19 protein-coding genes are annotated in these 26253 nt (G+C 69.7%); 11 read left to right on the forward strand and 8 right to left on the reverse strand.

Annotated elements, in window-relative coordinates; all coding sequences use genetic code 11:
* Position 1: 1 nt before the first annotated feature.
* Entirely contained in the window at positions 2–4657 is a 4656-nt protein-coding gene (locus QI554_RS32535; protein ID WP_281475256.1) for a DEAD/DEAH box helicase, read from the reverse strand.
* Between the two features lie 805 nt (positions 4658–5462).
* Here QI554_RS32535 and QI554_RS32540 point away from each other — a divergent pair.
* Genes QI554_RS32540 through QI554_RS32550 form a run of 3 tightly spaced genes read left to right on the forward strand, consistent with a single transcriptional unit; the run spans position 5463 to position 9455 of the window.
* A complete protein-coding gene (locus QI554_RS32540; protein WP_343230833.1) occupies positions 5463–7619 on the forward strand; it encodes a helix-turn-helix transcriptional regulator in 2157 nt (718 codons plus the stop codon).
* Positions 7616–8569, forward strand: a complete 954-nt coding sequence (locus QI554_RS32545) for a hypothetical protein (RefSeq protein WP_281475257.1) — start codon at positions 7616–7618, stop codon at positions 8567–8569. Before QI554_RS32540 ends, QI554_RS32545 begins: the two co-directional genes overlap by 4 nt.
* Before the next feature lie 7 nt (positions 8570–8576).
* Positions 8577–9455 carry a DUF6339 family protein gene (locus tag QI554_RS32550; RefSeq protein WP_281475258.1) on the forward strand — a complete coding sequence of 293 codons (879 nt, stop codon included), beginning with the start codon at positions 8577–8579 and terminating at the stop codon, positions 9453–9455.
* Positions 9456–9462: 7 nt separating this feature from the next.
* On the opposite strand, the gene QI554_RS32555 is transcribed toward QI554_RS32550, so the two are convergent.
* The 3 genes from QI554_RS32555 to QI554_RS32565 all read right to left on the reverse strand — a co-directional run bounded on the left by QI554_RS32555 (position 9463) and on the right by QI554_RS32565 (position 12385).
* Positions 9463–10785 carry a DNA cytosine methyltransferase gene (locus QI554_RS32555; RefSeq protein ID WP_281475259.1) on the reverse strand — a complete coding sequence of 441 codons (1323 nt, stop codon included), beginning with the start codon at positions 10783–10785 and terminating at the stop codon, positions 9463–9465.
* 116 nt (positions 10786–10901) lie between these two features.
* Positions 10902–11867, reverse strand: a complete 966-nt coding sequence (locus tag QI554_RS32560; RefSeq protein ID WP_281475260.1) for a DNA cytosine methyltransferase — start codon at positions 11865–11867, stop codon at positions 10902–10904.
* Positions 11868–11908: 41 nt separating this feature from the next.
* On the reverse strand, positions 11909–12385 hold the full coding sequence (locus QI554_RS32565; RefSeq protein WP_343230834.1) for a very short patch repair endonuclease: 477 nt from the start codon (positions 12383–12385) through the stop codon (positions 11909–11911).
* Between the two features lie 208 nt (positions 12386–12593).
* Between QI554_RS32565 and QI554_RS32570 the strand changes: the two genes are divergently transcribed.
* The 3 genes from QI554_RS32570 to QI554_RS32580 are packed head-to-tail and all read left to right on the forward strand — an operon-like array spanning position 12594 to position 18030.
* A complete protein-coding gene (locus QI554_RS32570; RefSeq protein ID WP_281475261.1) occupies positions 12594–14117 on the forward strand; it encodes an ATP-binding protein in 1524 nt (507 codons plus the stop codon).
* The gene (locus tag QI554_RS32575) at positions 14114–15115 is read left to right on the forward strand and encodes a PD-(D/E)XK motif protein (protein ID WP_281475262.1); all 1002 of its coding nucleotides are present in this window, start codon (positions 14114–14116) and stop codon (positions 15113–15115) included. Before QI554_RS32570 ends, QI554_RS32575 begins: the two co-directional genes overlap by 4 nt.
* Positions 15112–18030, forward strand: a complete 2919-nt coding sequence (locus tag QI554_RS32580; RefSeq protein ID WP_281475263.1) for a Z1 domain-containing protein — start codon at positions 15112–15114, stop codon at positions 18028–18030. The genes QI554_RS32575 and QI554_RS32580 overlap by 4 nt, the downstream gene beginning before the upstream one ends.
* A 27-nt stretch (positions 18031–18057) precedes the next feature.
* On the opposite strand, the gene QI554_RS32585 is transcribed toward QI554_RS32580, so the two are convergent.
* Positions 18058–18405 carry a hypothetical protein gene (locus QI554_RS32585; protein ID WP_281475264.1) on the reverse strand — a complete coding sequence of 116 codons (348 nt, stop codon included), beginning with the start codon at positions 18403–18405 and terminating at the stop codon, positions 18058–18060.
* Positions 18406–18532: 127 nt separating this feature from the next.
* On the reverse strand, positions 18533–18928 hold the full coding sequence (locus QI554_RS32590) for an ATP-binding protein (RefSeq protein ID WP_281475265.1): 396 nt from the start codon (positions 18926–18928) through the stop codon (positions 18533–18535).
* A 143-nt stretch (positions 18929–19071) separates the two neighbouring features.
* On the opposite strand from QI554_RS32590, the gene QI554_RS32595 reads away from it, so the two are divergent.
* Both QI554_RS32595 and QI554_RS32600 read left to right on the forward strand, forming a co-directional pair.
* Positions 19072–19896: a helix-turn-helix domain-containing protein gene (locus QI554_RS32595; protein WP_281475266.1), complete on the forward strand. Its 825-nt coding sequence runs from the start codon at positions 19072–19074 to the stop codon at positions 19894–19896.
* Positions 19893–20078 (forward strand): DUF397 domain-containing protein, encoded by a 186-nt coding sequence (locus tag QI554_RS32600; protein ID WP_281475267.1) that lies wholly within the window; start codon positions 19893–19895, stop codon positions 20076–20078. Before QI554_RS32595 ends, QI554_RS32600 begins: the two co-directional genes overlap by 4 nt.
* A gap of 882 nt (positions 20079–20960) precedes the next feature.
* On the opposite strand, the gene QI554_RS32605 is transcribed toward QI554_RS32600, so the two are convergent.
* Both QI554_RS32605 and QI554_RS32610 read right to left on the reverse strand, forming a co-directional pair.
* A complete protein-coding gene (locus QI554_RS32605) occupies positions 20961–21623 on the reverse strand; it encodes a hypothetical protein (protein WP_281475268.1) in 663 nt (220 codons plus the stop codon).
* 78 nt (positions 21624–21701) lie between these two features.
* Positions 21702–22553, reverse strand: a complete 852-nt coding sequence (locus QI554_RS32610; protein WP_281475269.1) for an isocitrate lyase/PEP mutase family protein — start codon at positions 22551–22553, stop codon at positions 21702–21704.
* Positions 22554–22748: 195 nt separating this feature from the next.
* Between QI554_RS32610 and QI554_RS32615 the strand changes: the two genes are divergently transcribed.
* The 3 genes from QI554_RS32615 (at position 22749) to QI554_RS32625 (ending at position 26230) form a co-directional block, all read left to right on the forward strand.
* On the forward strand, positions 22749–23747 hold the full coding sequence (locus QI554_RS32615; RefSeq protein WP_281475270.1) for an ArsR family transcriptional regulator: 999 nt from the start codon (positions 22749–22751) through the stop codon (positions 23745–23747).
* Between the two features lie 140 nt (positions 23748–23887).
* Complete coding sequence (locus tag QI554_RS32620) at positions 23888–25504, forward strand: MFS transporter (protein WP_281475271.1); 1617 nt, start codon at positions 23888–23890, stop codon at positions 25502–25504.
* 87 nt (positions 25505–25591) lie between these two features.
* Entirely contained in the window at positions 25592–26230 is a 639-nt protein-coding gene (locus QI554_RS32625; RefSeq protein WP_281475272.1) for a TetR/AcrR family transcriptional regulator, read from the forward strand.
* Positions 26231–26253: the final 23 nt, after the last annotated feature.

Below are 26253 nucleotides of genomic sequence, written 5' to 3' on the forward strand. Positions count from 1 at the left end.
ATCATCGACTCCACAGGTGCTCGAAACGGCTGAACACAAGTTCCTCGCCGAAGTTCAGGATGTTGTCGCGCACGTTGAGCACGAGACAGCGCGCACTTCCGCCGTTGTTCGGGCCCCGCAGCCCGCGCCCGATCATCTGCTGATAGCTGTTCGGGCTGTACGTGGGGCGCGCGACGACGACGGCCCGCGTCGCGGGGGCGTCGAACCCCTGCGCCAAGACGCCGTAGTTGGTCAGGATCCGGATCCCGCCCTCCCGGAACCTGTGGACGACGTCACGGCGGCGCCCGGCCGGCATCGATGCATCGATGGAAGCCGCAGAGACACCCTTCCCGTTGAGCATCGCCGCGAGCAGTTTCGCGTGGTTGACGGAAGCCGCGAAGACCAGCACAGGCCACTCAGCGGGCATCGTGAGGATTTCCTCGAGCAGCCGCTTGTTCCGATCGTCGTCCAAGGCGAGACGTTCCTCGGCCGACGTCGCGAGGCCCTGGAAGGACCCGGACACAAGCAGTTCCTCCTCGGTGAGCGTGATGGTGGCGCCGGAAAGTTCCCGGTGGTCGACCCGTGCCAGCATCCCCAGCTCCTGAAGGGCCGCGTACGCGTCACCTTCGAACACGCCGTCGTCGAGGCGAAGCGCGCCGTAACGGTCGACCAGGCGGCGGGTCTCCTCTTCGTTGGTACTGCGGAAGGGCGTCGCCGTGAGGCCGACCAGAGGGCGTCGTGTCGTCGCGTGGGTGAGCCCGAGCGAGCGCAGCAACGCGGTGTACCGCGCCGAGATGGACGTGTGGGCCTCATCCACAATGACCATCGCGGGCTCGCGTAGCCACGCATACTCGTCGGTGTCGAGACACCGCTCCAGTTTCGCGTCCGTGGCCACGACGAGGTGCGGGTTTCCGCGGACCTCGGTCGCAGCGTTCCCCGACCAGAGTCGGCTGATCGTGAGGCGCTGCTTCGGGCCTACCGCGCTCCACACGAACTTCCAGCTCTGGACGGCTTGTTCACAGAGCTCCTCGGACTGGGCGATCCAGAGCACAGGACCCCGCAGGCCTTCCTGGCGCACCACGTCGATCACGGCTTCCACGGCAACGCGGGTCTTGCCCGCACCCGTCGGCAGACACAGCATCGCGCGACCCGGCTGGACGCGGGTCAACAGCCGGACCATGTTCGCGGTGAGCTTCTCCTGGTACGGATGCAGTTTGGGGTAGACGGTGGGCCCGTCCACGACCTCTTCGGCAGGGGGCGCGGAGACCTTCACCCCTGCGTAGGACTCGGGGAGGCCGAGTTCGGCGACCAGTCGTCGCGAGGCGGAACTGCCCTGGAACGCGGCCGGCATCTCGGGGAACCGCGCCGTCAAGTCCTTGGTGTGGTGTCGCAGGATGTCGTCGCCGTGGGCGTTCATGGCCAGTTCGGCCACGCGCCTGGCGTCCGGCGAACGCCCGTGCGCAGCGGCGTCGCTCTCCACCAGGCCCTGGGGGAGGCCCCGACGCAGCGCCTCCTCGCCGACGAGGTTGAGGATCTTCTCGGCGTTGTCCGCACTGCGCCGGGCGCGCTGCATCCGCTCATCGTTGCGCTGCCGCTCGCGCCGGTCGATGATCGACCGACACCCGGCAACCCCTAGACCGAGGTTCAGTGCACGGTCTACCGCGGCCAGCAGCGCCAAGTCGTCTTCGGGGTCGAGTACGAGTACGTCGTTGTCCTCCACCGCCACCTCGACAGGCGTCGCCGTCATCCCCGCCGGGGTACGCACGATCCTCTCGAGCTCGGCACACGCTACAGCCCGACGGCCGGCGATCTGCTTGCTGTGAGTCACTCTGAGATGTGGGAACTCCTCTACCAACAGCCGTGGTTCCGCGGACGCGACATAGCGGGTCTCCTCCTCGACGACGTCCGCGACGTGCTGCATGCCCCACGCCTGCACCATCGCGTCGGCGTCCTCGGGCGATGGAGCGAGCAGCGCCGGGACCTCCTCACGGACGAGCAGCTCGAAGTCGGCGCGCGTGGACGCCACTGCGATCTCCGCGTCCGGGCGGGTTCCCCAGGTGTCGCCGACCCGACAACGTGTCTGGACACCCTGCGGCCACGGCGTCTTGGACCGCAACGCCAACGCATACGTAGCGCCGATCCGTTCCTCGTCCGTGCTCGTGGCGACTTCGTGTAGCAGTGCGGCCCACACCTCCTGCGGGACCGTCGACAGCCTCTCGGGTAGGCCGAGCAGCCTGACGAGGTGTTCGGGCAACCGCGCGACGGGCAGCAGTTCGCCGTGTTCCTGCAATGCCGGACCCACCGCAGACGCAACCGGAGTGAGTCCACGTGTCGTCCGCAGCAGCCCCCGAGTGCGCAGCATCCAGACCAGGGGCGACGGAACGCCGCTGCGGGCCGTCGATTGTCCGATCTGCAACGTCCAGTTCTCGACGAGACCGTCTTCCGGGAGCGCCGCGATGAAGGCGGCGCGACCTTCTTCAGACAGCTCCGACATCAGTCGGAGCGGGCCGGCGGTCCGTGCGCCGGTCACGTGGACAGACGCGAGCCGCGGACGTGGCGCGGTCGGCGACAGGGTGGCGAGGTGACGGTCCAACAGCCATTGGCGGTAGTCGTCGAACCAGAACTCCTCCGCGGGATCGTGCCCCGGCTGCGGTGTCGCGCGGAGGCCGAGGGCCTCCAGAAAACCGAGCGACGTACGGTGGAACTCCGTGTCGACCGCAACGGCACCGTCCCGGCTGCCGTCGGCGGGCACCACGCGTCCGGGAAGCAGGCACTCGTCGATCGACCGGAACCGGCCTGCTACGGTCCGCACTTGTAGCGTCCGTGTGGCGTTCGGGACCCGGCCGAGAACCTCGGCGACCTGCCGTGCGGGCACCTCGCGCGTCAGGTCCCACAGCGCCGTCCACTGCTCGTGCCCGTAACCGTCGAAGCCCTGCCCGACCACGGCAGCCAGGCGTCCCTTCGCATCCGCGAGGTGGACCCCCAGTTCCACGAGCGCTTCAAGTCCGTCCGGGTCGGCGCAGACCTCGGGGTGGACGTACACAAGGTCGTCGGCCAGGCCGTCGTCGGACGCCCGTCGGTACACCCGGCCGGTACCGGCGGCCACGAATCCGTGGTCCTCCGTAAGCAGGATGCGCGCGGTCGAAGCCTCTTCGTAGAGCGGGTGGTCCGTGTTCTTCATCGCACCGGCGATGCGCACGGCGACCACCGACGCCGCCGGCGTACCGTCCTGAACCAGCGCCTCGAGCCAGGCTCGGGTGGAAGCGACCTCCGCCTCGGCACGCCTGCGGATGAGCTCCACGCGGGAACGGCGCTCCCGCTGCTCGATCGAGTGGTGGCACCAGTCGACGGGGCGACCGGGGTGACCCGCCCACAGGTTGAGCCACTCGCGCTGCAAGCCCTCGGGATGCAGAGACAACTCCGCGGGGACCCGCAGCACGCCGTTCTGGTCGGGCAGCGAGGGCAACTCGGCCGCCAACCGCCAGATCGCCTCAGTGAGTTCCTCGTCGGCGAACTGGGGCGACTCGCGGCCGCGGCCGGGCAGGAGGCCCAGGTAATCGGCCGGGTCGTCCGGAGTCACGAGCTCGGGCAGGGCGGTCACGACGAGACGGGCCGCGGCGACGACGAGCTCCTCGTTGAACTCGTTGTCCTTGTAAAGGTTCTGGCGGTCTTCGGATGTCTTCCAGGGTGCGTTGAGGATGCCGCGCAACAGCGTCGTGTAGTTCGTCGGGAAGTACGCCCAGAAACGCCCTCGCGCACCGGTGCTCGGCGCGCCCTTGGCGTTCACCGGCACGGCCCAGGACACGTCGATCCGCGGACGGTCGTGGAGTTCACCAGCAGCCCCCCGGGCAGTCTCCCCCGGCTCGTGGGTGGCGGTGAACACCCGCCAGTGCCGGGTGATTTCGTCGCTCGACGGCAGCTCGTCCTGGATGCTGTGGAAGTCGCCACGCACGCTGTGGGAAAGCCTGCGGACGACCGGGTGACCGGGGCGCCGACGGTCGTCCAGGATCACTGTCGTGACCTGAGGGGAGAACAACTGGAACTCGAACGGGAACTGCGCCAGGTCCTTGCCGAGCCGGTCGGCCCGGCCCGGCTTGAGTGGCAAGCGGACCACCGTGGTCGCCCACGAAAGCAGCTCCGCCAGCACGGGGTCGGTCGCGACCTCCTGCTCGCGGTTGATCGGCCGTGCCATCCGCAGCACAGGAGTGTCCACGACATCCGGCTGCACGAGCCGGATCTGCTCGCGCGACCAGTCCAGGTCGAATCCGAACGAGCCCGACGTACTGAAGAACTGCGGCGTGTCCGTCACGCTCAGGACGGACTTGACACCGACACCGAACCGCCCGATCTGCCCACCCCTCTTACGGGAGACGCTCATCCGCAGGATGGTCTCGGCGCCGGCCGGGGTGACGGGCGAGCCTTCGTTCGCGCAGTACAGCACGGTCGGCGTCAGCACGATGTGGATGTCGCCACCGCCGGGGGTCTCCCGCAGCTCATCCGCACCGTTTTGCACCAATTCATACACCTGGCGGTCGCCGTAGCCGCCCTGCGTGATCCGGCGCTCGTTATTGAAGTGCTCGACGATGAGCCCGGGGTCGATGCGGTATGTCTCGAGGACCCTGCTGGACTGCTCGCGGACGACGGTGATGACCTCGTCGCCTGATGACGGGACGGTCATGATGGGCGTTCCCCCTGGCTTTCGGCGTTCCCCGGCCGGCGGGAGCCGGCCGGGGAACACGCGATCTCATCATGTACGGATTGGTGGTGACGGGCACGGCCCGCCGCGGCGCGCCGTGCGGATGAACGCCCGCTCCCCTGGGGGCCGGACGCAATGGATTCAGAGCAGGCGGTCCGACAACCACTCGGCGATCATGTGCACACCGACGGACGCCAGGCGGCGACCGACCCGGCGCGCCGCGCGCTTCGTCTGCTCGGAGTGCCCGGCGGTGGGCCGATCCCGCTCCCGAGACGACCCGACGCAGGCGACCGACGGGTCCCTGACGACCCGGTGGCGGCGCGACTCCGGGCGGCAGCGCCGGTACCCGGAGGCTCCGTACTCGACGCGCCCCCTGCAGCCGGTACCCCGGCGGTGCTCGCTCATCGTGATTTTTCGAGTCCTTTCCGAACGGAATTGGACGTACTGAAACAGCGTGCCCGGCGGCCGCACCAACACAGTTACGACACCCCGGTCGACCGAAACGGGAAATCCCCACTCAGACCCGCGAGCGCCCGAATTCAGGACAGAGCTCTCCCCTGCGCATCTCCCGCCCCGCTCTCCGAGGCATCGAAATCCGCTCCCTTGCCGAGCAACTGTGCCCGCCGCAAGGGGCGTTCGCAACCTGCTTCCGAAAACCCGAGGAAGTGGACCACGTGGTTCCACTTGCGATACACACAGAAGATGGCATTTCGCAATAACTCGGACATCAGAGACATTCACCACCACTGCCGTCCACCCGCCACGACACCACCGGCCCTGTCAAAGGTTGTTTGACACACCACTCATGTCAAATTTGCATGCTAGTCTTGCCGTACTTCGACCCATCGGGCGCGCAAACGAGAGGGACGCCGTGGAGGAAGCCGACGACTTCGGCCCATGGCTGGGGCGGCAGTTGCGCCGTCGCAGTATGAGCCAGAACGAGCTGGCGCTGACGCTCGACGTGACCCGAGCCGCGGTGTCCGCCTGGGTGACCGGGCGGGCGGAACCGCGTCCCGACAAGAAGCGGGCCATCGCCGCAGCGCTCGGCCTGGACGAGGTCGCGGTGACGGTGCGTGAGGAGACACCGACGCAGGCGGCGAGCGTCACGTGGTACCACCGGCCGGCGCATGTAGACGGCGGCCGCGAATTCGGGAATCCGGCGGCGTTCGCGTTCGACGCCGACCTTTCCGTGCTCGCCCGGGAAGCCACTCAGAACAGTCTTGACGAACGCTTGGACAACAGCCGCCCGGTGCGTATGCGCTACACGCTGCACCAGATAACCGGAAAACACCTGTTCCGGTTCCTGGACGCGATTCAGTGGTCGGAGATCGAACCGCATGTCCAGGCCGCAGAGGATCCCAAGCGGAAAACCGGACGCGTCATCGCAGACGGACTCCGCGAAATGCGGGAAAACAGTTCGCTGATTCTTCTGCGTATCGACGACTTCAACGCGAACGGACTCACCGGCTCCGACTATGACGACGGCCGCTTCGCCGCTGTGGTGCGACGGCAGCTCGACAGCAGCAAGTCCTCGGGCGACACGGCGGGCGGCTCCTACGGGCTCGGCAAGGCCACCCTGTGGGCGACCAGCCGACTCGGCCTCGTGCTCATCAACAGCACTCTGTCGGAGACCCACGAGGGCCGTCGCGAGCGCCGCATGATCGGGAGGCTCGACCTGCCGTGGCACGTCGTGGACGGACGTGAGTGGGCGGGCCCCGGCTGGTTCGGCGAACCTGACCGGACGCGCGGCGACGCCGCACGCTCGTGGTGGGCGGACACCGAGACCGCCGCCTCCTTGCACCTGGACAGGCCCGAAGGCGAGCCTGGTACCTCGTTCCTCATCGTCGGAGCACACGACGCCTCCGGTGACGCCCAGGACCTGCCGGCGATGCGCGACAAACTGGTCCGCTCCCTCGCCGACGACTTCTGGGCGGCGATGACCACCGGCGGCGGCCGACCGCCACTCCTGGAGGTCACCGTGGTCACCCGCCGAGACGACGAGGAGGGCGTCGAGGAACGGGTCGACCCCCACGTCCACGCCCCGGTACGCGCCCGTGCGCTGCGTGCCTTCCTCAACGGCGAAACCGTCGACGCGATCACCGGGCCCACCGATGTGGCACGGCTGTCGGTCTCCCTTGTGCTCCCGGCACGCAAGGCCGGCGCTCGTGGTGACGCGCCCACGCGGCACGACGCGGTCCTGCTCGTGACCCCGTGCGCTGACGACGACCGGCACGCGAACCACATCACCGCCATGCGCGGCAACCGGATGACCGTAGTCGACCGCCGTATCGGCGGGGCCGGCGTGAATACCGTCGCCTTCCAGGCCGTTCTGCTGGCGGGCGTAGCCGCGGGCGACGCATCCGCGGACCTGGCGGCCGAACGACTTCTGCGCACCTCGGAGCCGCCCGAGCACAACGCATGGCGGCGCACCGACGATCTGACCGCGAGTTATGTGCGCGGCGCCGCCACCCGTATCGCCGAGTTCCTCAAGGCCGCGGACGTCGCGGCCGTGACGGCGGTGGCCCGGCCCGAACCCGGCGGCGGCGACATGCCCGCCCCGCTGCGCGACATTCTGCGCCTCGATGCGGCGGGTGCGGGCCGTACAACCGGCTACCCGACCGTCAAGGACCTCGACGGACACCTCCAAGAGGACGGGGCGTGGCGGATCCGGGTCGAGGTACGTCTGCCCGAACGCCCGGACGCCTGGCACCTGGTGCCCAAGCTGCGGTTCGCCGTCCGTGGAGGCGGAGGCCTGCCGGTGGAGTGGGCGACACTCGTCGCCCGTTCGAACTGCACCGTCGAAGGCGACGGGAGCCTCACGTTCACGCCACTCAGCCGTTCGGCCGTGTTCGAGGGCGTCAGCGATCCGACGTCCCATCCGATCGAGGCCGCGTTGTCGGTCGCCCAGGTCGACCTCGCGCGCGCGGTGGGAGGTGCCCGGTGAAGCGGCTCGTCCCCTACCCGACCGTCGCCGGCCCGGTGGAGCTGGCGGTCGTCCGGGTCCGGGTCGACGACTGGACGTTGCCCGTCCAACTGGTCAACACGACCGACCGGATCGTGGCCCTGCACACCGACCGCGGGACGGACTGGAATGAAGCCCGGCTCACGGTCGCGGTGACCACGGCACCCGGTGCCCTCCGCCCGGAGCACCACGGTCGCGACCAGGCGTGCACAGCCGTCCTCCGCGAACGCGCCACCAACTCGGTCACGGCCGTCCGCCTCCACCCCGACGGATCGGGCGCCTGGACCGGCGAGGTATCGCTCGACCACACACGGCACGCCGGGCGCGTCCTGTTGGAGGCCCATCTCACCGCGACCGTCGACGACGTCGCGGGCCGCATCATTGGTTCGACGGAGCCGTGGAACGTCGACCTCGAGGCGCGGACGCCGACCGCCGTCCGCACGGTCCGCCTGGTCCAGGTCGACTTCGCCGCCGACGACCGACCGGAGCTACACCGGTTCCGCGCCGATCCCTGGCACGTCGACGCCTGGGGCGACCCCCCCGTCCTTTACCTCAACAAAGCGTTCGAGGGCCTTGTCGACCTACTCCACGCCGATGCCTCACCGACTCGTGACACCGTCGCGGCCCAGGTCGGCGTGGACGTCTGGTCCACCCTGTTCCTCGCCGCCCTCGGAGCGGCGGCGGAGTCGGGCGACGACGAGCCCGCCGTCCCCGGCGGGTGGCACGGCACGGTCCTCAAGCGCATGCTGCCGGACGTGTTCCCGGACCTCTCACCCGCAGATGCGCTCGCCGAAGCCCTGAAGCGTCGCCGCGAGGGCGACGCGGGGTTCCACGCCCTCGTCCTGCACGCGGCGGGCCGCCCGGCCCGACTGAACCCCATGCTCGGCGGCGCGATCAGAGCGCTCCGGCGCGCCTCGGAATCCGGACGGTAGGAGCACAGTGCCGACCCGAACCACCGCCACGACGGATCAGCCCGCACACATCGGCCTCCTTCCCGACGGCGTCGCACGCGCCCACCTCACCTCGGCCGTCCTCCGCGGCGACGAGGTCCCGCCGGCACGCACGGTCGACCGGCTCTCGACGTCACCGTCGGACCGCGCGGCGCCGCGCTGGGAGGCGGCACCTGTACGGCAGCTTCTACTCGACACGACCGGGCGGTTCCGCGACCACCGGCCGACGACAGCGGACCGCTGGCTGGCGCCGCGCCTTCACACCGTGCTACGTCTCACCCGGGCTGAAGCCGCAGACCCGGCGCTGTGGAACCATCTGGCGCTGCGGATCGCGCCCGAATACGTCGTCTGGCGCTGGTGCCCGGCGGGCGGTGCGGTGGCGGCGTCTCGCTTCAGCGGTCCCTTCCACGTCCAGGCCCTGGCCCGGTTGTGGTGGGCGGCCGAGCTGTTCCGCGACGGTCCCGACTACGCGCCGGTCGTCACCGCGTGCGCGAACCAGGACGTGCTCAACACGGTCCTCCGAAGCCAGGCGATCCTGCACCGCCCCGTCGCCCAGGCGCTGCTCCGTCTGGTCGGCGAGGACGGCGGGTTGACCGGCCGCGAGGTCAACGCGCTCAGCGCCGCCGTCGGGGCGGCCGGCAGCACCCTGCTCTACGAGGTGCTCGCCCCCGACGCAGAGACCGACACAGAGGCCGTGCGTGCGTGGATCGGATCCGCGCATGGGTCTTACGTGCCCTACGACACACTGCCGGAAGGACCGGACGACGTGCGCGTCCCGCAGGCGTCGGTCGACGCTCTGGTGCCGCGTTTCAGGGGGTTCCTCGCCGATGCGGAGGTACGCGGGCGCGCACCCGTGCCCGCACCTTAGCCCGGCGTCAGCGCGCTTCGGTGGCGCGAGCGTCCGCGGCTTCGGGTCGCAGCGCGCGGTAAATCTCCCGGGCGATCGCGGTGGCCAGCGGCGGAGGCACCGCGTTGCCGATCTGGCGCGCGATCTGGATCTTGCTGCCACACCAGAGGAAGTCCTTGGGGAAGCCCTGGATCAACGCCGCCTCAAGGTGGGTCAGGGGACGATCGGCCTCCGGGTGGAGGTAGCGCCCCTTCTCCGGCTTGTAGAACTCGGTGCGGATGGTGACGGAAGGCTTGTTCCAGACCAGTCGGCCCATGACGTCCCCTGAGCCGTTCTTGTGGCCGTCCCAGCTCTCCGTCGACAGATACGCCTTCTTGCCGTCGACCTTTGCGTACTTACCCTCGAGCGCCTTGCGGTTCTCACCTGGCCGGATGCTCCGGTAGCGGGCCAACGACAGCCCAGTCGGTGTGCGTCCGATGTGCAGCTGCTCAGTACGGAACGGCCCCGGGATGTTCTCCGCCAGTGTCTTGAGCAGCACGTCGGTCAGCCCACCGGTGTCCTTCACTCTCCGCGACACTACGATCTCGGAGCGCATGCCGTCGGCAAGGAGCGCCGGCAGGTCAACGGAACGCGGATTGAGCGGCACCCTGTCCTCACCGATGACGTTCTCCAACGTCCGCCACGGCTCTCGGGTGTCCGTCCCCTCCAGGGTCGGGGCGCCGGCCTTCACGTGCGTCGGCTCAGGGAAACGGAACGACGCAACCGTGTCCTTCCGCCCAAGCACAATCGTGCGCTGCCGGGTCTGTGCTGCACCGTAGTCGGCGGCGTTGAGCACCCTTGCCTCGAGTTGGTAGCCCAACTTCTTGAAGTCCGCCTTGAGCGCGTCCATTTCCCGGGACGAACGGAACCGGTCGACGTTTTCGATCACGAACAGCGAGGGCTGCACGCGCTGTACGACCTTGAAGTACTGTTCCCAGAGCTTGTTGCGGGGATCGTCCGGGTTGCCTTTGCCGAGGCCGGAGAACCCCTGACACGGCGGACCGCCCAAGATGACGTCCGCGTGATCGGGAAAGCGCTTTCCGTCGACCCAGTCCTTGATGTCCCCGAGGAACACGTGCTCCGAATCCCCGGAAACCCGGGCGAAGTTCGTCGCATACGTGTAGGCCGCTGACGGCTCGATCTCAACCGCGGCCACCGGGCGGAACGGCGACACGCCGTCGTCCACGGGGTGGAAGTCGAGGAGTCCCCGGGTCAGGCCGCCACAGCCGGCGAACAGGTCGATCACTGTGATGGGCTCGCCCCACACGGGGGACGTGCCGTCGCCCTGTCCTTCGGCGACGGTCTCACTCATACACCCAACCTGTTTCGAAGAGTTGACGACATGCGACATCGACGGACACGTGATCCACTGCGGCATCCTATAGGCGCAGCCACAAGCCCGTGGTCGAACTTGAAGGCATGTAGCGCTCAGCCACCGAAGGCCTCGACCAGCGCCTGCCCGATCGCGCGCGCCACCGGCGGCGGGCAGGCGTGTCCGACCTGCCGGTACGCGGCGGTCTTGGCGCCACCCACGCGCCAGGAGTCGGGGAACCCCTGCAACGCCATGACCTGGCGCACAGTGAGCATGGGGTGGTCCAGGCTTCGCCCACCGTGATCCCTGGGACCCTCGGGACCCGGCACCTCGTCGGCGATGCTCTTCCCCTCGACACCGAGCTTCCGCCAGGCCGCCTTGGACCCGGACGGCCCCAGGTCGGCGCCGCCGCGTCCCGACGAACCCCCGACGATCGCCGGTGCGTGGTCCGCGGCGTTCACGGCCCACTCGGTCGCGCCCGTCCAGCCTCGGGACCCCATCGAATCACCGAGCGTCTCGCCGACCGTGGCAGGCCGTCCCGGAAGCTGTGCAGGCCAGTGGAAATGCAGGAAATCCGCGGGCCGCAGGGCGACCACGAAACCGTGCTGGCGCTTCTGGGGCACCAGGAAATCAAGGGCGTTCAGCTCGCCCCAGCGGCACTGGTACCCGGCCTGTGACAGCTCGGCGCCGAGCTCGTCGCGGAACTCCCGATAGCCGGGGGACGTCGCGAGGTCCGGGACGTTCTCGATCACCACGGCCCTCGGTTGGATGAGACTCGCGAGCGACACCGCCTCCCGGAGGAGGCGCATCTCCACCTCGGACTCGGCACGCGCACGGGTGGCGCTGGACCGGACTCGCGGCAGGCCACCGGCGAGCAGGTCGACGTCGAAGAGGCCCGACTCGGGGGTGGGCTCGAACCCGAGCAGGTCGAGCTCCCGGACGTCCCAGTCCGGCCGGTTCGAGCGCACAGTCTCACATGCCTGCGGGTCACGGTCGAAGAGCAGTCGAGGAGCGAACCCCGCTTCTGCGAATCCGAGCGCCATGCCGCCCGCACCGCTGCACATCTCGACGCTCGTGAACACGACCGCCCCCCGATCCAACCGTCCGCTTGGAATAGCGGCCCCTACTGTACGGCGTTACCCGGGGTTCGGGCGGCGTTACGCCGGCCGCGCACGGTCTCGACGATCACGCCACTGCAGTCCTCTGGGGCCTCGTGCTCCCAGAACCGCAGGACGGCCCAGCCTTCGGCTTCGAGGAGGCGGTCGGTCTCCCGGTCCCGGCGCACGTTGCCGTCGATCTTGTTCATCCAAAACTCGTTGTTCCGGCGCGGAACGGTGAAGTGCTCGGGGCATTTGTGCCAGAAGCACCCGTCCACGAACACGGCGACCTTCGTCGGCCCGAACACCAGGTCGGCGCTTCGGCGTACGGCCGCGACCGGACGCGCCGACACACGGTAGCGAAGCCCCGCCGCGTGGACGAGGCTCCTTATCGCCTTCTCGGGCTTCGTGTCACGCCCGCGGTTCGCGAGCATGGACCGCCGATTGCCTTCGGACGACGCCCAAGACCCCTCCGGCGCCACCCATTCGGCCTTGTCCGACACGCGCGGTTCCGTCCCTTCCCGGCAGGCGGGCCGGCGGTTCCGGCCCTATCCCGATTGTGCCGCCTGGGACCGACGTATGTCGGTCGTCCGGTGTCCCGACCGACCGCCGTCCGGTCCGGCCGTTCACAGGAAATGCAGCGTGTCCCCCAACTACGCTGTGCAAGATCCGTCGGGGACCGCCGAGGGGCGGTCGGTGTATGAGGCAGGCATGGGCGACTGGCAGTTCGAGGTTCCGACCACCGGCAGTAAACGTCTCCCGCCTGACGCCCGGTACATGGAGGGTTTGGCCAGTCAGGGTTACGGGTTCGAAGTCGCCGTCGCCGACCTTGTGGACAACTCCATCGACGCGGGCGCAAGGGACGTCGTCGTCCACTTCCTCCGCGACGGTGGGCGACTCGTCACCCTCCTCGTCGTCGACGACGGCGTAGGCATGGACGACGACACGCTGGACGTGGCCATGACGGTCGGCGGTCGGCGGAGCTACGACCGTAACGCGCTCGGGATGTTCGGCACCGGTTTGAAGTCGGCCTCTCTGAGCCACGCCGAGTCGGTGACGGTGGTGACGAAGACGCGCCGTAGTCGGCCGATCGGGCGGCGTTGGCGCATGGAACAGGCCCGTACGGACTTCCTGTGCGACATCGTGGAGCCGACGTTCGCCCAGACGCTGCTGGACCGGTACGCCGACCGACCGATCACCTGGCAGGGGACGGTCGTCCGATGGGACGGAGTCAAGGACTTCCCGTCGAACGGCGACGCCGGGCAGACGGACCGCTACCTGATCCGCGTCATCAACAACCTAGGGCTCCACCTCGGCCTGTACTTCCACCGGTTCCTGGCGCGTGACGACTTCAACATCACCATCGCGGCCGAGGACGTGACCACGGGCACGGTCTACATGGACTTCGGAGTCGAGCCCATGGACCCGTTCGCGTACCCGAGCACCGGAAAGGCCGGCTACCCGAGGAGGTACGCGGCCGTTCTGCCGACCGGCGACGCAGTGACGCTCAACGCGCACGTGTGGCCACCCAAATCGAGCCTCCCCGAGTTCCGGGGGCACGGCACCGTGTTGGATCGCCAGGGTTTCTACTTCTACCGCAACGACCGTCTTGTACAGGCGGGTGGTTGGAACCGTCTCCGACAGCCCGAACAACACCTGTCACTCGCCCGCGTCGCGGTGGACATCCCTTCGGGACTCGCCGACGTGTTCCGCCTGACCGTCAAGAAGGCAGGCGTCGAGGTCTCCCCCTCGTTCACGGCCGCAGTCGAATCGGCGAAGGACGGTGACGGCTCCACGTTCACCGAATACCTCGCCGTCGCGGACGCCGTCTACCGCGACGCGCGCAAGCGTGCCGGGGTGGAACGCAAGCCCGTGATCGCCCCGGGCAAGGGTTTCGACCCGAGTGTGCGTCGGGTCATAGACGAGGAACTGCCCTTCCTGGACGGCGAGGAGCCGATCTCCATCCGTTGGCAGAAACTCGATCCCGACGTGTTCTTCGAACTCGACCGGGTGGAACACGTCGTCTACCTGAACCAGCACTACCGCACTGCATTGTCGTCGGGCCGCCACGGTGGGCTCAACGACCTCCCGATGGTGAAGTCGCTGGTGTACCTGCTGCTGCACAAGGTGTTCGAGTCTGAAGTACGAGGTTCCCGTGAGAAGGACAACCTGAGGCTTTGGCAGCACATCCTCGTCGCCGCGGCCAAGAGCGAACTGGGGCGGTACGAAGCATGACCGCCGCCTCAGCAGGCCGGGCCCACCTGTCTTGGGAGCGGTTCGCCGCCGGGTTCGCGGACGGTCGGTCCATCCGGCGCGTCGTGCCGGGAAGCCCGTACCTGGAGTACTTCTACGAGGCCGAAGGCCCCAGGATCGGGCTCCGCGTCGGTGTCGAGGCGGGCCTTCGCCCGCCGGGCCTGGCCACCACAGCGGTCAAGACGTCGCTGGTCAACGACCGGGGCGGCCACCTGCTGGAGGTTTCCACCCACGAATCCGCACTGTTCCGGGAGTTCCACGACCTGGCGGGAACGATCGTGGACCGGATCCGGATCGGGGGCGTGCCCGCCGACGCGGCGTTCGAACTGGCCGTGCAGGCGTGGGAGGCGCTGCTTGCCCGCCCGCGCGGCCTCGGGGTCGAGGAACGGATCGGCCTGCTGGGCGAATTGCACTTCCTCACGGCATTGGCCGCGGACCTCGGCTGGCAGACGGCGCTTGAGGCGTGGAAGGCCGGCGCAGGCGAGGAGCACGATTTCGGCCTGCCTGTCGGTGACGTCGAGGTCAAGACGACCTTGGCCGAACGACGCCGTCATCAAGTCTCGGGGCTCGACCAGCTCGAGCCGTCCCTCGGCCGCCCTCTCTGGGTCGTCTCGATCCAGTACACACGCGGCGGTGCCGCGGGTCGGACGACGGCGGAACACATCGCGGACGTCTCGAGCACGGTGAAGGACGCCGCCCCTGCATCGTCCGCCCCGCTCGCGGCCAAGCTCGCCGAACGCGGTTGGCTGACGGATTACGCCGAGCTTCCGGACGACCGGTGGATTCTCCGCACAGAGCCTGTGGCCTTCCGCGTCGACGACGGCTTCCCACGGTTGACGCCGGCGCTGTTCGCGGCGCTGCCACCGGAGATCCGGGAGCGCGTCGACGGCGTCGACTACCGCATCGACCTGACCGATCTCACCCCCGCCGTGCCCCTCACAGGGCTCTTCGGCGCCGACGGGCAAGGAGCGTCCGCATGAGCGACGGTCTGTTCGACGTCTACGACCAGGCCCTCACCGGCATGACCAAGGGCCCGCGCGGTCTCGCAGCCGTGGTCTCCGTGTTCGCAGACGACCTGCCGCCCGGCACCGACGTCGGCGAGGCTGCGGTACGCGCACGTCTGCAGTCGGCGGGTGTCGCGGATCCGCTGCTCGACCTGTGGAACAGGCGACTGGTCGACTGGGACTTCGCGACGGACGCGCCGTGGGCCGACGATCTGCCCCCGCGCACCCTTGAACGTCGACGGAGGGTCTACGAACGACTCGGACTCGAGGACGGATCGGCCGAAATCCTCGACCGCCTGGTCCCGGTGTCCACCCTCGCCGGGCCCACGGTCATCAGCGAAGACTTCGAAGCGTGGTACCGCGGCGACCGGGACGGCTGGTACTGGTCCGCCTACCGGCGTGTCCTGAAGGAGAAGGGCTGGGCGGACGAGGCCGTCGCGGGACTGGACGAGGCGAGCCGGCGCGTCGTGGAGCGGCTCAGCGACCCGACCCGGCCGGAGGCGTACCAGTCCAAGGGACTCGTGGTCGGCTACGTCCAAAGCGGCAAAACCGCCAACTTCACGGGGGTCATCGCCAAGGCGATCGACGCCGGATACCGCATGGTCATCGTCCTCGGCGGCACACTCAACCTGCTCCGCGCGCAGACGCAACGTCGCCTCGACATGGAACTCGTCGGCGTCGAGAACCTGTTGCGCGGCAGGGATCCCAAGGACCCGGAGGTCCTGGAGGGGTTCGACTACGCGCAGGACCCGGACTGGCTCGCGGGGCGGTTCCTGAGCCACGGCGAACGCCCTTCCCTCATGAGGGCGTTCGACATCGACAGGTTGACCACCCGTGAGGTGGACTACCGACTCCTTCAGCAAGGCATCGCGGCATTGGAGTTCGAGAAACACGACCCGTCCCTGCCGCTGTACGCCCCGGAGAACCTGCACCGTACGGCAGCGCGGCTCATGGTCGTCAAGAAGAACAAGACGATCCTCACCAAGCTTCTGCGTGATCTGAAGAAGATCCACACCCCGCTGGACCAGATCCCCGTCCTGATCATCGACGACGAGTCCGACCAGGCCTCCGTCAACACGTCCAACCCCGACAAGTGGAAGCGCGGGCAGGCCGAGCGCACGGCGATCAACGGCCTGATCTCCGATCTGTTGAAGCTGCTGCCCCGGAGTCAGTACGTCGGCTACACCGCCACGCCCTGCGCTAACGTCTTCATCGACCCTTCGGACAACCTCGACATCTTCCCGAAGGACTTCATCATCTCCCTGGATCGCCCGCACGGATACATGGGAGTACAGGACTTCCACGACCTTGACTCCGACGTCCCCTACGCGGACCGCACGATCGCCAACTCCCAGGAGAAGGCGCACGTCCGCGGAGTCGACGGCAGTGCGGACGACGAGTGGCTCCGCAAGGCCCTCGACATGTACGTGTTGACGGCCATGGTGAAGCTCTATCGGGAGCACCGGTCGCAAGGCGTCCTGTCGTTCCGACACCACACGATGCTCGTCCACGAGTCCGTGCGGGTCGCCGACCACCGTGAGCTCGCCGACCGTCTGGTCACGATGTGGTATGAGTCCGGCTATACCGGCGCAGCGGGACACACCCGCCTCCGGGAGCTTTTCGACACCGACGTGCAGCCGGTGTCACGCCACCGGGCCGAAGGCGCCGCGGTCCCCGACTCCTTCGACGAGCTGGTGCCGTTCCTCGGCGCCGCGGTGATGCGGATCGCCGGGGACGGCAGCCCGGTCATCACCGTCAACGGCGACTCGGACGTCGAAAGCGGCACCGCCGACTTCGACCGCCGTTCCATCTGGAAGATCCTGGTCGGTGGGACCAAGCTGTCACGCGGTTTCACAGTCGAGGGCCTGACTGTGACCTACTACCGCCGGACGTCGGCGCAATCCGACACCCTGATGCAGATGGGTCGCTGGTTCGGGTTCCGACCCGGTTACCGCGACCTCGTCCGGTTGTACATCGGGCGCGAGGAGAAGTTCGGCCCGCGCGTCGTCGATCTTTACAAGGCGTTCGAGGCGATCTGCCGGGACGAGGAGGAGTTCCGCGGCCAGCTGGCCAAGTACGCCGAGACTGTGGACGGAACGCCGCAGATCACCCCCCGCGATGTGCCGCCCCTGGTCGCACAGCACCTGCCGTGGCTCAAGCCGACCGCGACGAACAAGATGTACAACGCCGACCTGATCGAGATGCTGAGGACACCCGGCGAGTGGGTCGAACCGGTGGCCTACCCCAGGAAGGAGAAGACGGCCGACCTGCGGCACAACACCGCGCTTTGGCGGCCGCTGCTCGACGACCTCAAGCCGGTCACCTTCATCCATCGTCCGAAAAAGGCCGCGCCCAAGTCGTACGAAGCCCTGGTCCGCGTGGTCAACCACGCCGACGTGCTGACACTGCTCGGCGGACTGCGCTGGTACGACCGCTCGAAGTTCGCGCCGCACCTGGCGTACCTGACCGAACTCGCGGGACGCCCAGATGTGCTCAGGGACTGGCTGCTCGTCCTGCCGCAGCAGGCCAGGGCGGAGAAGAGCGCACGCATCCTGGGCTCGGACGCGCTGTCGCTCTTTCTCCGCCGGCGACGCCGTGACCCCTTGTTCGGAGCTGTGAGCGACCCCGAACACCGGCAGGCACCGCACACCGTGGCCGGCATCACGGACTTCGCCGGCGATCCGACCGCCGACGGCTACGCCGAGCCCGCCCGCGGCGCACTGGTCCTGTACCCGGTCGTCGAGGAGGGATTCGAAAACGCTGTGCAGGACGGGGCGATCGACCCGGGCGCGGTGGTCATGGCGTTCGCGGTTGTGCCTCCGGTCGGAGCCGTGACCGGTGACCGCCGCCAGATCCGCTTCCGGACCAGGGACTCGTCCACCGACCGGTAGCGCATGCGGCCGACCGGCACCGTGAGATCAGTCGACGTCGATCTTCACGTTGCCGACGCCCATGTCACACACCATCCACGTGTCGTTCTCTTCGCGCAGGTCGACGTGGTACAGCGTCGGCGACCCGTCCTGGCCGGTGATGCTGACGTTCACGGTCGCCTCGGGGCCGGTCCGGGTCGACGAGGGCATGGAGAACTCGAATCCCCGTCCCTCCCCGGCCAGGATTTCGTGGGCGTTCACCTGGGCCCGGCCCTCGCACTGCCCGTAGAGGCCCTCGAGCGAGCCGCCGTCGGCGATCCTCTGGAGGTAGTTGCGGGCCGAGCCCTCCCAGGGGAAGGAGGCGTCGCCGCCCGCGCACGCCGTAGCGAGCAACACTGCTGTGATCAAAGGGACTTGCTGTGCGATACGGATCGCACGTGATCGTCTTCCGGTGCCGCCCATCGTGGCTCCCCCCACCCGGTCGTACCCCCGACGGGATGGTAGCGCGCGCCGGAGCGGACGGTCAGAGAACGAGCTCCGCCCACACCGTCTTGCCGACGGCCCCGGCGATCCGGACACCCCAGCGGTCGGAGAGGGCGGCGACGATCAGGAGGCCACGGCCCGACTCGGCGTTCGGACACGGCGCGTCCGGACCCGTGAGCAGCGGTGCGGCGTGCCCGTCGGCGACCTCGATGCGGAGCACCCCGGAGCCGGCGTCGTAGCCGAGCGCGAGGCGGAAGTCGTGCTTGGCCTCCTCGCCGTGGAGAACGGCGTTCGAGGCCAGCTCCGCGACGACGCACTCGGCGCGTTCGACAAAGAGGCCGGATAACGACCAGGCCCGCAACTGCTCCGTGGCCAACAACCGGGCGAGCCTGGCGCCGCGCGGGGTCGCGGACAGCGACTGGTGGAACGAACTCATGGACACACGCTGGCGTGCCCGAAGGGTCGGCGGCCAGCTCCGCACCCCGTACGCGCTGTGAGCGTACGGGCGCAATCGGTTGACGGTACGGGCGAAATCCGGTCAGGGTTGAGAGCTTGATCGCCGTATGGGAGGGGATGCGGATGAGCGATCACGAGGAGCCGGACCGGTCAGACAGCCTGCGGACGTTCGGGGCGGTACTGCAGGCCCTGCGCGAGCACGCCGGGCTGAGCCGCGTGGAGTTCGCGGCACGGGTCAGGTTCTCGAAACACACGGTGGAGTCGGTGGAGTTGGGCCGACGCATGCCGGAGCCGGACTTCGTGGAATGGGCCGAGCCGGTGCTGGGTGACACCGGCGCGCTGCGGAGGGCCGCGCGGTATGTCAGCCGAGGGGACCCGGGGTTGGCGGCGTGGTTCCGGCGGTGGGCGCGGCTGGAAAAAGTGGCGGTGAGTCTGTGCACATACGAATGTCGGCTGCTCCCAGGGCTGGTGCAGTCCGAGGGCTACGCACGCGCGGTATTCGAGAACAGCATCCCGACCCTGACCGACGACCAGTTGACGGCACAGGTTGCAGCACGTCTGGAACGCCAGAACATCTTGCGCGAACGGCCTTCGTCCCGCTTCAGCTTCATCGTCGAAGAGTCGGTGTTCCGGCGGCGGCTCGGCGGTCCCGAGGTGACGCGCGCGATGTTCGAACACGTGCTGGCTCTCACGGCTCCCAGGAACGTCACGTTGCAGGTCATGGCCCAGGACGCCGACTTTCACGCCTGTCTCGACGGTCCTGTGAGCCTGCTGGAGACTCCTGATGGACGCAGGTTCGCCTACTCCGAGGGGCAGCAGACCGGTCGGTTCATGAGCGCACCGAAAGACGTCTCCGTGCTGTACCAGCGCTATGACACACTGCGCTCACAGGCACTGAGCCCCAGCGAATCGCGGTGCCTGGTGGAGCGACTTCGAGGAGAACTATGAGCCCTACCGAACTCGCCTGGTTCAAGTCGAGCTACAGCGGTACGCAGGGGGACAACTGCGTGGAGGTCGCCGTGACTCAAACGACCATCCACGTACGCGATTCCAAGGACCCCGAGAGCCCGCAGCTCACGATCGGCCGCAACGACTGGGCGCGGTTCGTCCGTTCGGCCGCTCAGCGCTAGGACCCCTGAGCTGCACCGTCCCTGACCTGCAACGCTGTTGGCGGCCTCCCGCCCCTCCCGCTTTTTGATTTTCGCGCGGCCGCCCCGCGCGTCAAGCCGCGGTGGATCATGCACGGACAGGCGGCCTGTCGCGTGGCCGAGGGGGCGGCTTGACCCGCGGGCCGTCCGCGCTAACGACCTTGGCAACTAGCGGGAGGGGCGGGGAGTGTGGCGCCGCGTCACTCCAGTTCGCGCCGCTCGCCTGCGGTCCCAGCGTGGCGGCCGTGTCGGGTGCGCCGGGTTTTGACGACGCGTGACCCGCCCTCACAGCCCCCACTGGATCACATATCGGATCAAATCAGGACATCAGGGTGTCATGATCCCTATTGACTTCGCGTCAAGAGGCGGATCGGGCAAGATCTTGCCCGATCCGTCACATGAAAACGGTTTCCAGCATGGGGCGGGCGGTCAGAGCCTCGCGGTGCCCCGATGACGGGGGGCGGGCCCGGCAACCAGGCAGGCCGCCCGCCCACACCACGCTGGGACCGCAACCCGGCGGCGCGAAGCGTGCTCTGCGGCTCCACACCGCCTCCCCCTCCCGATAGTTGCCGCGGTTTTAAGCGCGGCCGGGCGGCTGTCAAGGCGCCCCCTCCAGCACGGGTCAGGCCACCGTTCCGGGGATGATCCACCGCGCCTTGACAGCCGTTCGGCCGCGCGGACAATCACAAATCGGGAGGGGGAGGAGGCCACCGCCGGCAGACAGGCCAGGGGACCGTGCATGGCAGGAGGTCTCCACGCCGCAACGACCGAGCCCCACCCCGCAGATGGCGGCTGGCTCGTCAGCCGACGACGCGCCGCCGCAACGGAGTGGGCCACACCCGCCCCCACGGAGTACGCCCCCACCTACCGGTCCCGCCACGCCGGGTGGCTGAACTGGAGTGCGGCCAGGGCGTACAGCACCCTCGCGTCGGGCCAGTCCGCGCGGGCCACGTACTCGTTGCGGCCCTTCTCGATCGACGTGAGGACCAGCTGCTTCGAACGGCCTTGCCGCCAGACCGTCTTGACCGGCAGGCGCCACGGTTCGCCGCCGAACGGCACGCCCACGAGCATGACCAGCCAGATCGGCGAGAACAGCCACCACCAGCACCAGCCGACGAAGGTGCCCTTGGCGGCCTTCAGGGTCGGGCCGCCGGCGACCTCGACCGTCCACCGCGTGCGGCGGAACCGCCAGAGCGCGCCCTGGCTCCGGGTGATCCGGGCCAGGGCGGCGCCCGAGGTGTCGAGGACGCGGTAGACGGCGGTCGTTCCGTCGGAGCTGTCGCGGCCGACGGTCAGCATGGGGGCGGTGTCGTTCTTGTCGGCGTACACGGACCAGTACGGCGCGGCGGACTGGCCGTCGGTGACGTTGTGCACGTACGCGGCGTCCTGGAACTCCCCCGCGCCCTTGGGCCGTACGTGCACGGTCTGGGCGTAGGTGTTGCCGTCAGGCCGTACGAGCATCGGGTTTACCGACGTGGTCGCGATGTTGATCTTCGCGCCCTGGTCTATTCGGCCGACCGTGATCACGCCGTCTCCCCTGCTCTACCCGCGTCGCTGATGATCTTCCGGCGACACCCTAGGGGGTTCGCGGGGCCAACGCTTGGGTCAGCCGTGGAGCAGGGAGTTCACGTCGCCGAAGCCGAGCACGCCGTCGAGGCCGCCGAACGTGCCCTTGGCCAGCACCTCGGCGGCGACCCGCTGCGCCGCCGTGTACGCGGCCTGGGCAACGGCCGTGCCGAGGCTGATCCGTCGTACGCCCGCCTCGGCGAACTCGGCGACCGTCGGCCCGCCGGGCACGGCCATGGCGTTGACCGGCAGCGGCGAGCCCGCGCAGACCGCACGCAGCGCGTCGAGGTCGACGAGCCCGGGGACGAACAGGCTGTCCGCGCCCGCTTCGGCGTACGCGGCGGCGCGGGCGAGCACGTCGTCGAGGCGTCCTTCGGGCTCGCCGATGCCGAACAGGTAGACGTCAGTACGGGCGTTGACGACGAGTTCGGGCAGGCCGGCCTCCGCCGCCGCCTCGCGTGCGGCGCGCAGGCGGGCGGCCTGCGCGGCGGTGTCGAAGAGCGGTCCGCCGGGGGCATGCGAGTCCTCCAGGTTGATGCCGACGGCGCCCGCGGCGACGATCGCGCGGACGGTCTCGGCGACGTCCTCCGGGCCGGGGCCGTACCCGCCCTCGACGTCGACGGTGACCGGGACGTCGACGGCTGCCGCGATGCGGCGTGCCGCGTCGGTCATCTGATCGCGGGTCAGCTGCTGGCCGTCGCCGCGTCCCAGTCCCCAGGAGACGCCGCCGCTGGTGGTCGCGATCACCGGGGCGCCCGCGGCCGCGATGACGGTCGCGCTGGCGGCGTCCCACGCGTTGGGGAGGACGAGGACCGACTCGGCGGCCAGGCGGCGCAGGAGGAGGGCCTTGGTGCGGGTGGCGGCGTCGGGGAGGGGCGTGTCAGCGTGCATGAGGTTGTCCGCTTTCGCTGCTCGGTCGATGGGTGCGGCGGGGCGGAGGACGCGCGGGCGCCTCGGGGCGGGTTCCGTCGTCGAGGCGCGCGCCGCCCCGCCTCCGGCATGCTGCCGCGTGTCGGACCGGGGGTGTAAGGATTCGGTCCTGGCCGAAACCGGGCCCCGGCGGGCGCGACTGGAGAGAGGTGCCGCGTGCAGACACTGCTCACGCTCTCCGTCGGCGCCTTGGCGCAGACCCGCTTCGCCGTCTCGCCGATGTGGGAGGTCGTGACCAGCGTGCGCGCGCTGGCGTCCGACCCGGTGCCCGGCCTGCACCGCGCGTGGGCGTCGGTCACGCGGCCCCGGCTGGCGGCGGCGGGCCTCGACGACGGGTGGCTGGCCGCGCTGGTCCCGCCGTCCGGGCATCTACCCGACTTCCTCACCCCCACGCCGCGTTCGCGCGAGGCCTCGCTCAAGGACGAGCTGGCCGCGATCGAGTCCACCGACCCCGCCGAGGTGCGCGACGACCTCGGCCGCATGCCGGCGAGCTGGCCCGGGCGCAGCGACGCGGCGCGGGCGCGGTTCGCGGCGCTGCACCGCGCGCCCGGCACGCATCTGGCGGACGTGACCGCGGAGATCGCCGCGTACTGGCACACCGCGCTCGCCCCGCACTGGCCGGCGATCCGGGCGGTCCTCGAGGCGGACGTCGTGCACCGGGCCCGGCAAGCCGCCGAGAGCGGGCCCGCGGGCATGCTCAACGACCTGCACCACTCGCTGCGTTGGCAGGACGACGCGTTGCGGCTCACGCACCGCAGCTGCGCGGTGGTCGACGTCCCGCCGGGCGAGGGGCTGGTGTTGATCCCGTCGGCGTTCGCGTGGCCGTGCGCGCTGACCCGGTGCGTCCTGCCCGACCCGCCGCAACTCGCCTATCCGGCACGCGGCATCGCGGCGCTGTGGGAGCGGCGTGACGAGCCGGTGTCCGACGCGCTCGCCACGGTGGTCGGGCGCTCGCGGGCGCTGCTGCTGGGCGAGCTGCGCGTCCCGGCGTCGACGACGGACCTCGCGGCGCGCACCGGGCTGTCGGCGGCCGCGGTGTCGGAGCATCTGAGCGCGCTGCGGGGCGCGGGGCTCGCGGCGTCGCACCGCTCGGGGCGGTCGGTGCTGTACGTGCGGACGGCGCTGGCCGACGCGCTGCTCGCCGCGCAGGGCTGATCTTTTCCGCGTTTCCGCAGTTCAGCGCGGGTAAGGCGCGAGCCTCACCGAGAAACCCCCACCGATGTCTTTACAGGTGTTAACCCACGCGCTAGCTTTACATGCGTAAACACACGACTGTAAACACAGGGGGATCCACCATGGCCGGCACCGCCACCACGACAGGCAGCACCGCGAACAGCTCCGCCTCCGCCTCTGCCTCGGCCGACCCCGCGCCCCACCCGCGCCGCTGGGCCGCGCTCGGCATCCTGAGCAGCACGCTCGTCGCCGTCACCCTCGACAACTCGGTCCTCAACACCGCGCTGCCCTCGCTCGCCAAGTCGCTCCGCGCCTCCACCGCCGACCTGCAGTGGATCACCGACGCCTACACCCTGGTCTTCGCCGCGATGCTGATCCTCGCCGGCAGCCTCGGCGCCCGGTTCGGCGCGCGGCGGGCGCTCACCGCCGGACTGCTCGTCTTCGCGGGCGGCTCGGCCGCGGCGTCGCTGTCCGGCAGCGCGGGCGAACTCATCGCCTGGCGCGCGGTGATGGGCCTAGGCGCGGCCTTCGTCATGCCGGCCACACTGTCGATCATCATGCGGATGTTCCCCGTACATGAACGACCGAAGGCCTTCGCCGCATGGTCGGCCGCCGCAGGGGTCGGCGTCCTGATCGGACCGGTCACCGGCGGTCTGCTGCTCACCCACTTCTCGTGGTCCGCCGCGTTCTGGATCAACATCCCGCTGGTCGCGCTCGCCCTGGTCGGCATCTACCGCATCGTCCCGGAGATCCCTCGCGTGAACACCGGCAGGCTCGACCTGGTCGCCGCCGTGCTGTCCGTCGCGTCGCTCGCCCTGCTCGTCGACGCGCTGATCGAGGCCCCCGAGCGCGGCTGGACGTCCGCCGTCACGATCGCCGAGGGCGCCGCCGCGCTCGTGCTGGCCGCCGCGTTCATCGCGTGGGAGCTGCGCCGCGACGAACCGATGATCCAGGTGCGGCTGTTCGCGAGCCGGGGCTTCGTGATCGCCGCGACCGTCCTCGCCGTCACGTTCTTCTCGCTCTTCGGCACGCTGTTCGTCCTCGCGCAGTACCTCCAGCTGGTGCACGGCTACAGCCCGCTGATGGCCGGCCTCGGCGCGATGCCGTTCGCGGTCGCCATGGCCGCCTCGTCCGCGACCAGCAACCTGGTGACCGCCCGGCTCGGCGTCCGCGCCACCCTCACCGTCGGCCTCGGCCTGATCGCCACCGGGCTCGGCTTCCTCGGCACCACCTTCACCACCGACACCCCGTTCATCGCGCTCGCCGTGGTCATGGCCGTCGTCGGCACCGGGATGGGCCTGATCATGGCGCCCGCCAGCCTTGAGATCACCGCGTCCGTGCCGGTCCGCTACTCGTCCATGGCCAGCTCGCTCAACAGCGTGGTCCGCGAACTCGGCGGCGTGCTCGGCATCGCGGTCGTCGGCACCGTCGTCTCCTCCTCCTACCGCTCCACGATGAGCGACGAGCCGCTGCCCGCCCCCATCGCCGCCGCCGGACACGACCTGCCCACCGCGCACGGCATCGCCGCCCACCTGGAGCCCGGCACCGCGCACCGCCTGACCGACGTCGCCGACCACGCGTTCACCACGGCGATGACCCACGGCGTCCTGGCCGCCGCGGTGCTCGCCGCCGCCGGGGCCCTCCTGGTCGCCTTCGGCCTGCCGCGCCGCACCACCGAGGCCGCCACCCCGGTCGCCGAGTCCACGACCACCGAGACCCTGGCCCCAGCCGCCGCCTGACACGCCGATCCCGGCACACGCCACCCGCGTGTGCCGGGATTCCGGCATGTCTAGGCTCGTACCGACACCGAACCGAGGACGCCGACCATGCCCACACCCGACAGCTCCGCCGCCGAACGCCCCACCCGCTCCCGCAACCGCCGCGGCGAAGGCGGCCGGCTCCGCCAGGACATCCTCGACGCCGCCACCGCCCTCATCGAACGCGAAGGCGGCGCCACCAACCTGTCGCTGCGCCAACTCGCCCGCGAAGCCGGCATCTCCGCCCCCTCGGTCTACGCCCACTTCACCGACCTGGACGACGTCGTCGACACCGTCCTGAACGGCTTCTTCGACCAGCTCCGCGACGCCATCGCCGCCGCCAACGCGGCCGAGGCCGACCCGGTCGCCGCCCTCCACGCCGGCTGCGGCGCATACACCCGCTTCGCCCTCGACCACCCCGGCCGCTACCGAGCCCTCTTCGACCGCCGCCCCACCGGCCCGGACGCCACCCCGAGCCGCCCCGTCCCCGTCCGCACCGACGTCTTCCAGACCCTCGTCGACGCCGTCGCCACCTGCGCCGCGGCCGGCCGCTCCGCCACCACCGAACCCTTCGCCGACGCCGCCGCCATCTGGGCCGCCCTCCATGGCGCCGTCCTCCTCCGCCTAAGCGTCCCCGGCTTCCCCTGGCCCGACCTCCCCGTCTTCACCGAAGCCCTCGTCACCCGCACAGGCCTGATCACCGACTGACACCCCCTCGCTACGGGAAGGTT

Source organism: Yinghuangia seranimata, from assembly GCF_029953285.1.
GTDB classification, from domain to species: domain Bacteria; phylum Actinomycetota; class Actinomycetes; order Streptomycetales; family Streptomycetaceae; genus Yinghuangia; species Yinghuangia seranimata.

Coding starts and splice junctions, on each gene's coding strand:
- QI554_RS32535 (WP_281475256.1), bottom strand. CDS start 4,657: ATGACCGTCCCGTCATCAGGCGACGAGGTCATCACCGTCGTCCGCGAG.
- QI554_RS32555 (WP_281475259.1), bottom strand. CDS start 10,785: ATGAGTGAGACCGTCGCCGAAGGACAGGGCGACGGCACGTCCCCCGTG.
- QI554_RS32570 (WP_281475261.1), top strand. CDS start 12,594: ATGGGCGACTGGCAGTTCGAGGTTCCGACCACCGGCAGTAAACGTCTC.
- QI554_RS32575 (WP_281475262.1), top strand. CDS start 14,114: ATGACCGCCGCCTCAGCAGGCCGGGCCCACCTGTCTTGGGAGCGGTTC.
- QI554_RS32580 (WP_281475263.1), top strand. CDS start 15,112: ATGAGCGACGGTCTGTTCGACGTCTACGACCAGGCCCTCACCGGCATG.
- QI554_RS32590 (WP_281475265.1), bottom strand. CDS start 18,928: ATGAGTTCGTTCCACCAGTCGCTGTCCGCGACCCCGCGCGGCGCCAGG.
- QI554_RS32595 (WP_281475266.1), top strand. CDS start 19,072: ATGAGCGATCACGAGGAGCCGGACCGGTCAGACAGCCTGCGGACGTTC.
- QI554_RS32600 (WP_281475267.1), top strand. CDS start 19,893: ATGAGCCCTACCGAACTCGCCTGGTTCAAGTCGAGCTACAGCGGTACG.
- QI554_RS32610 (WP_281475269.1), bottom strand. CDS start 22,553: ATGCACGCTGACACGCCCCTCCCCGACGCCGCCACCCGCACCAAGGCC.
- QI554_RS32620 (WP_281475271.1), top strand. CDS start 23,888: ATGGCCGGCACCGCCACCACGACAGGCAGCACCGCGAACAGCTCCGCC.
- QI554_RS32625 (WP_281475272.1), top strand. CDS start 25,592: ATGCCCACACCCGACAGCTCCGCCGCCGAACGCCCCACCCGCTCCCGC.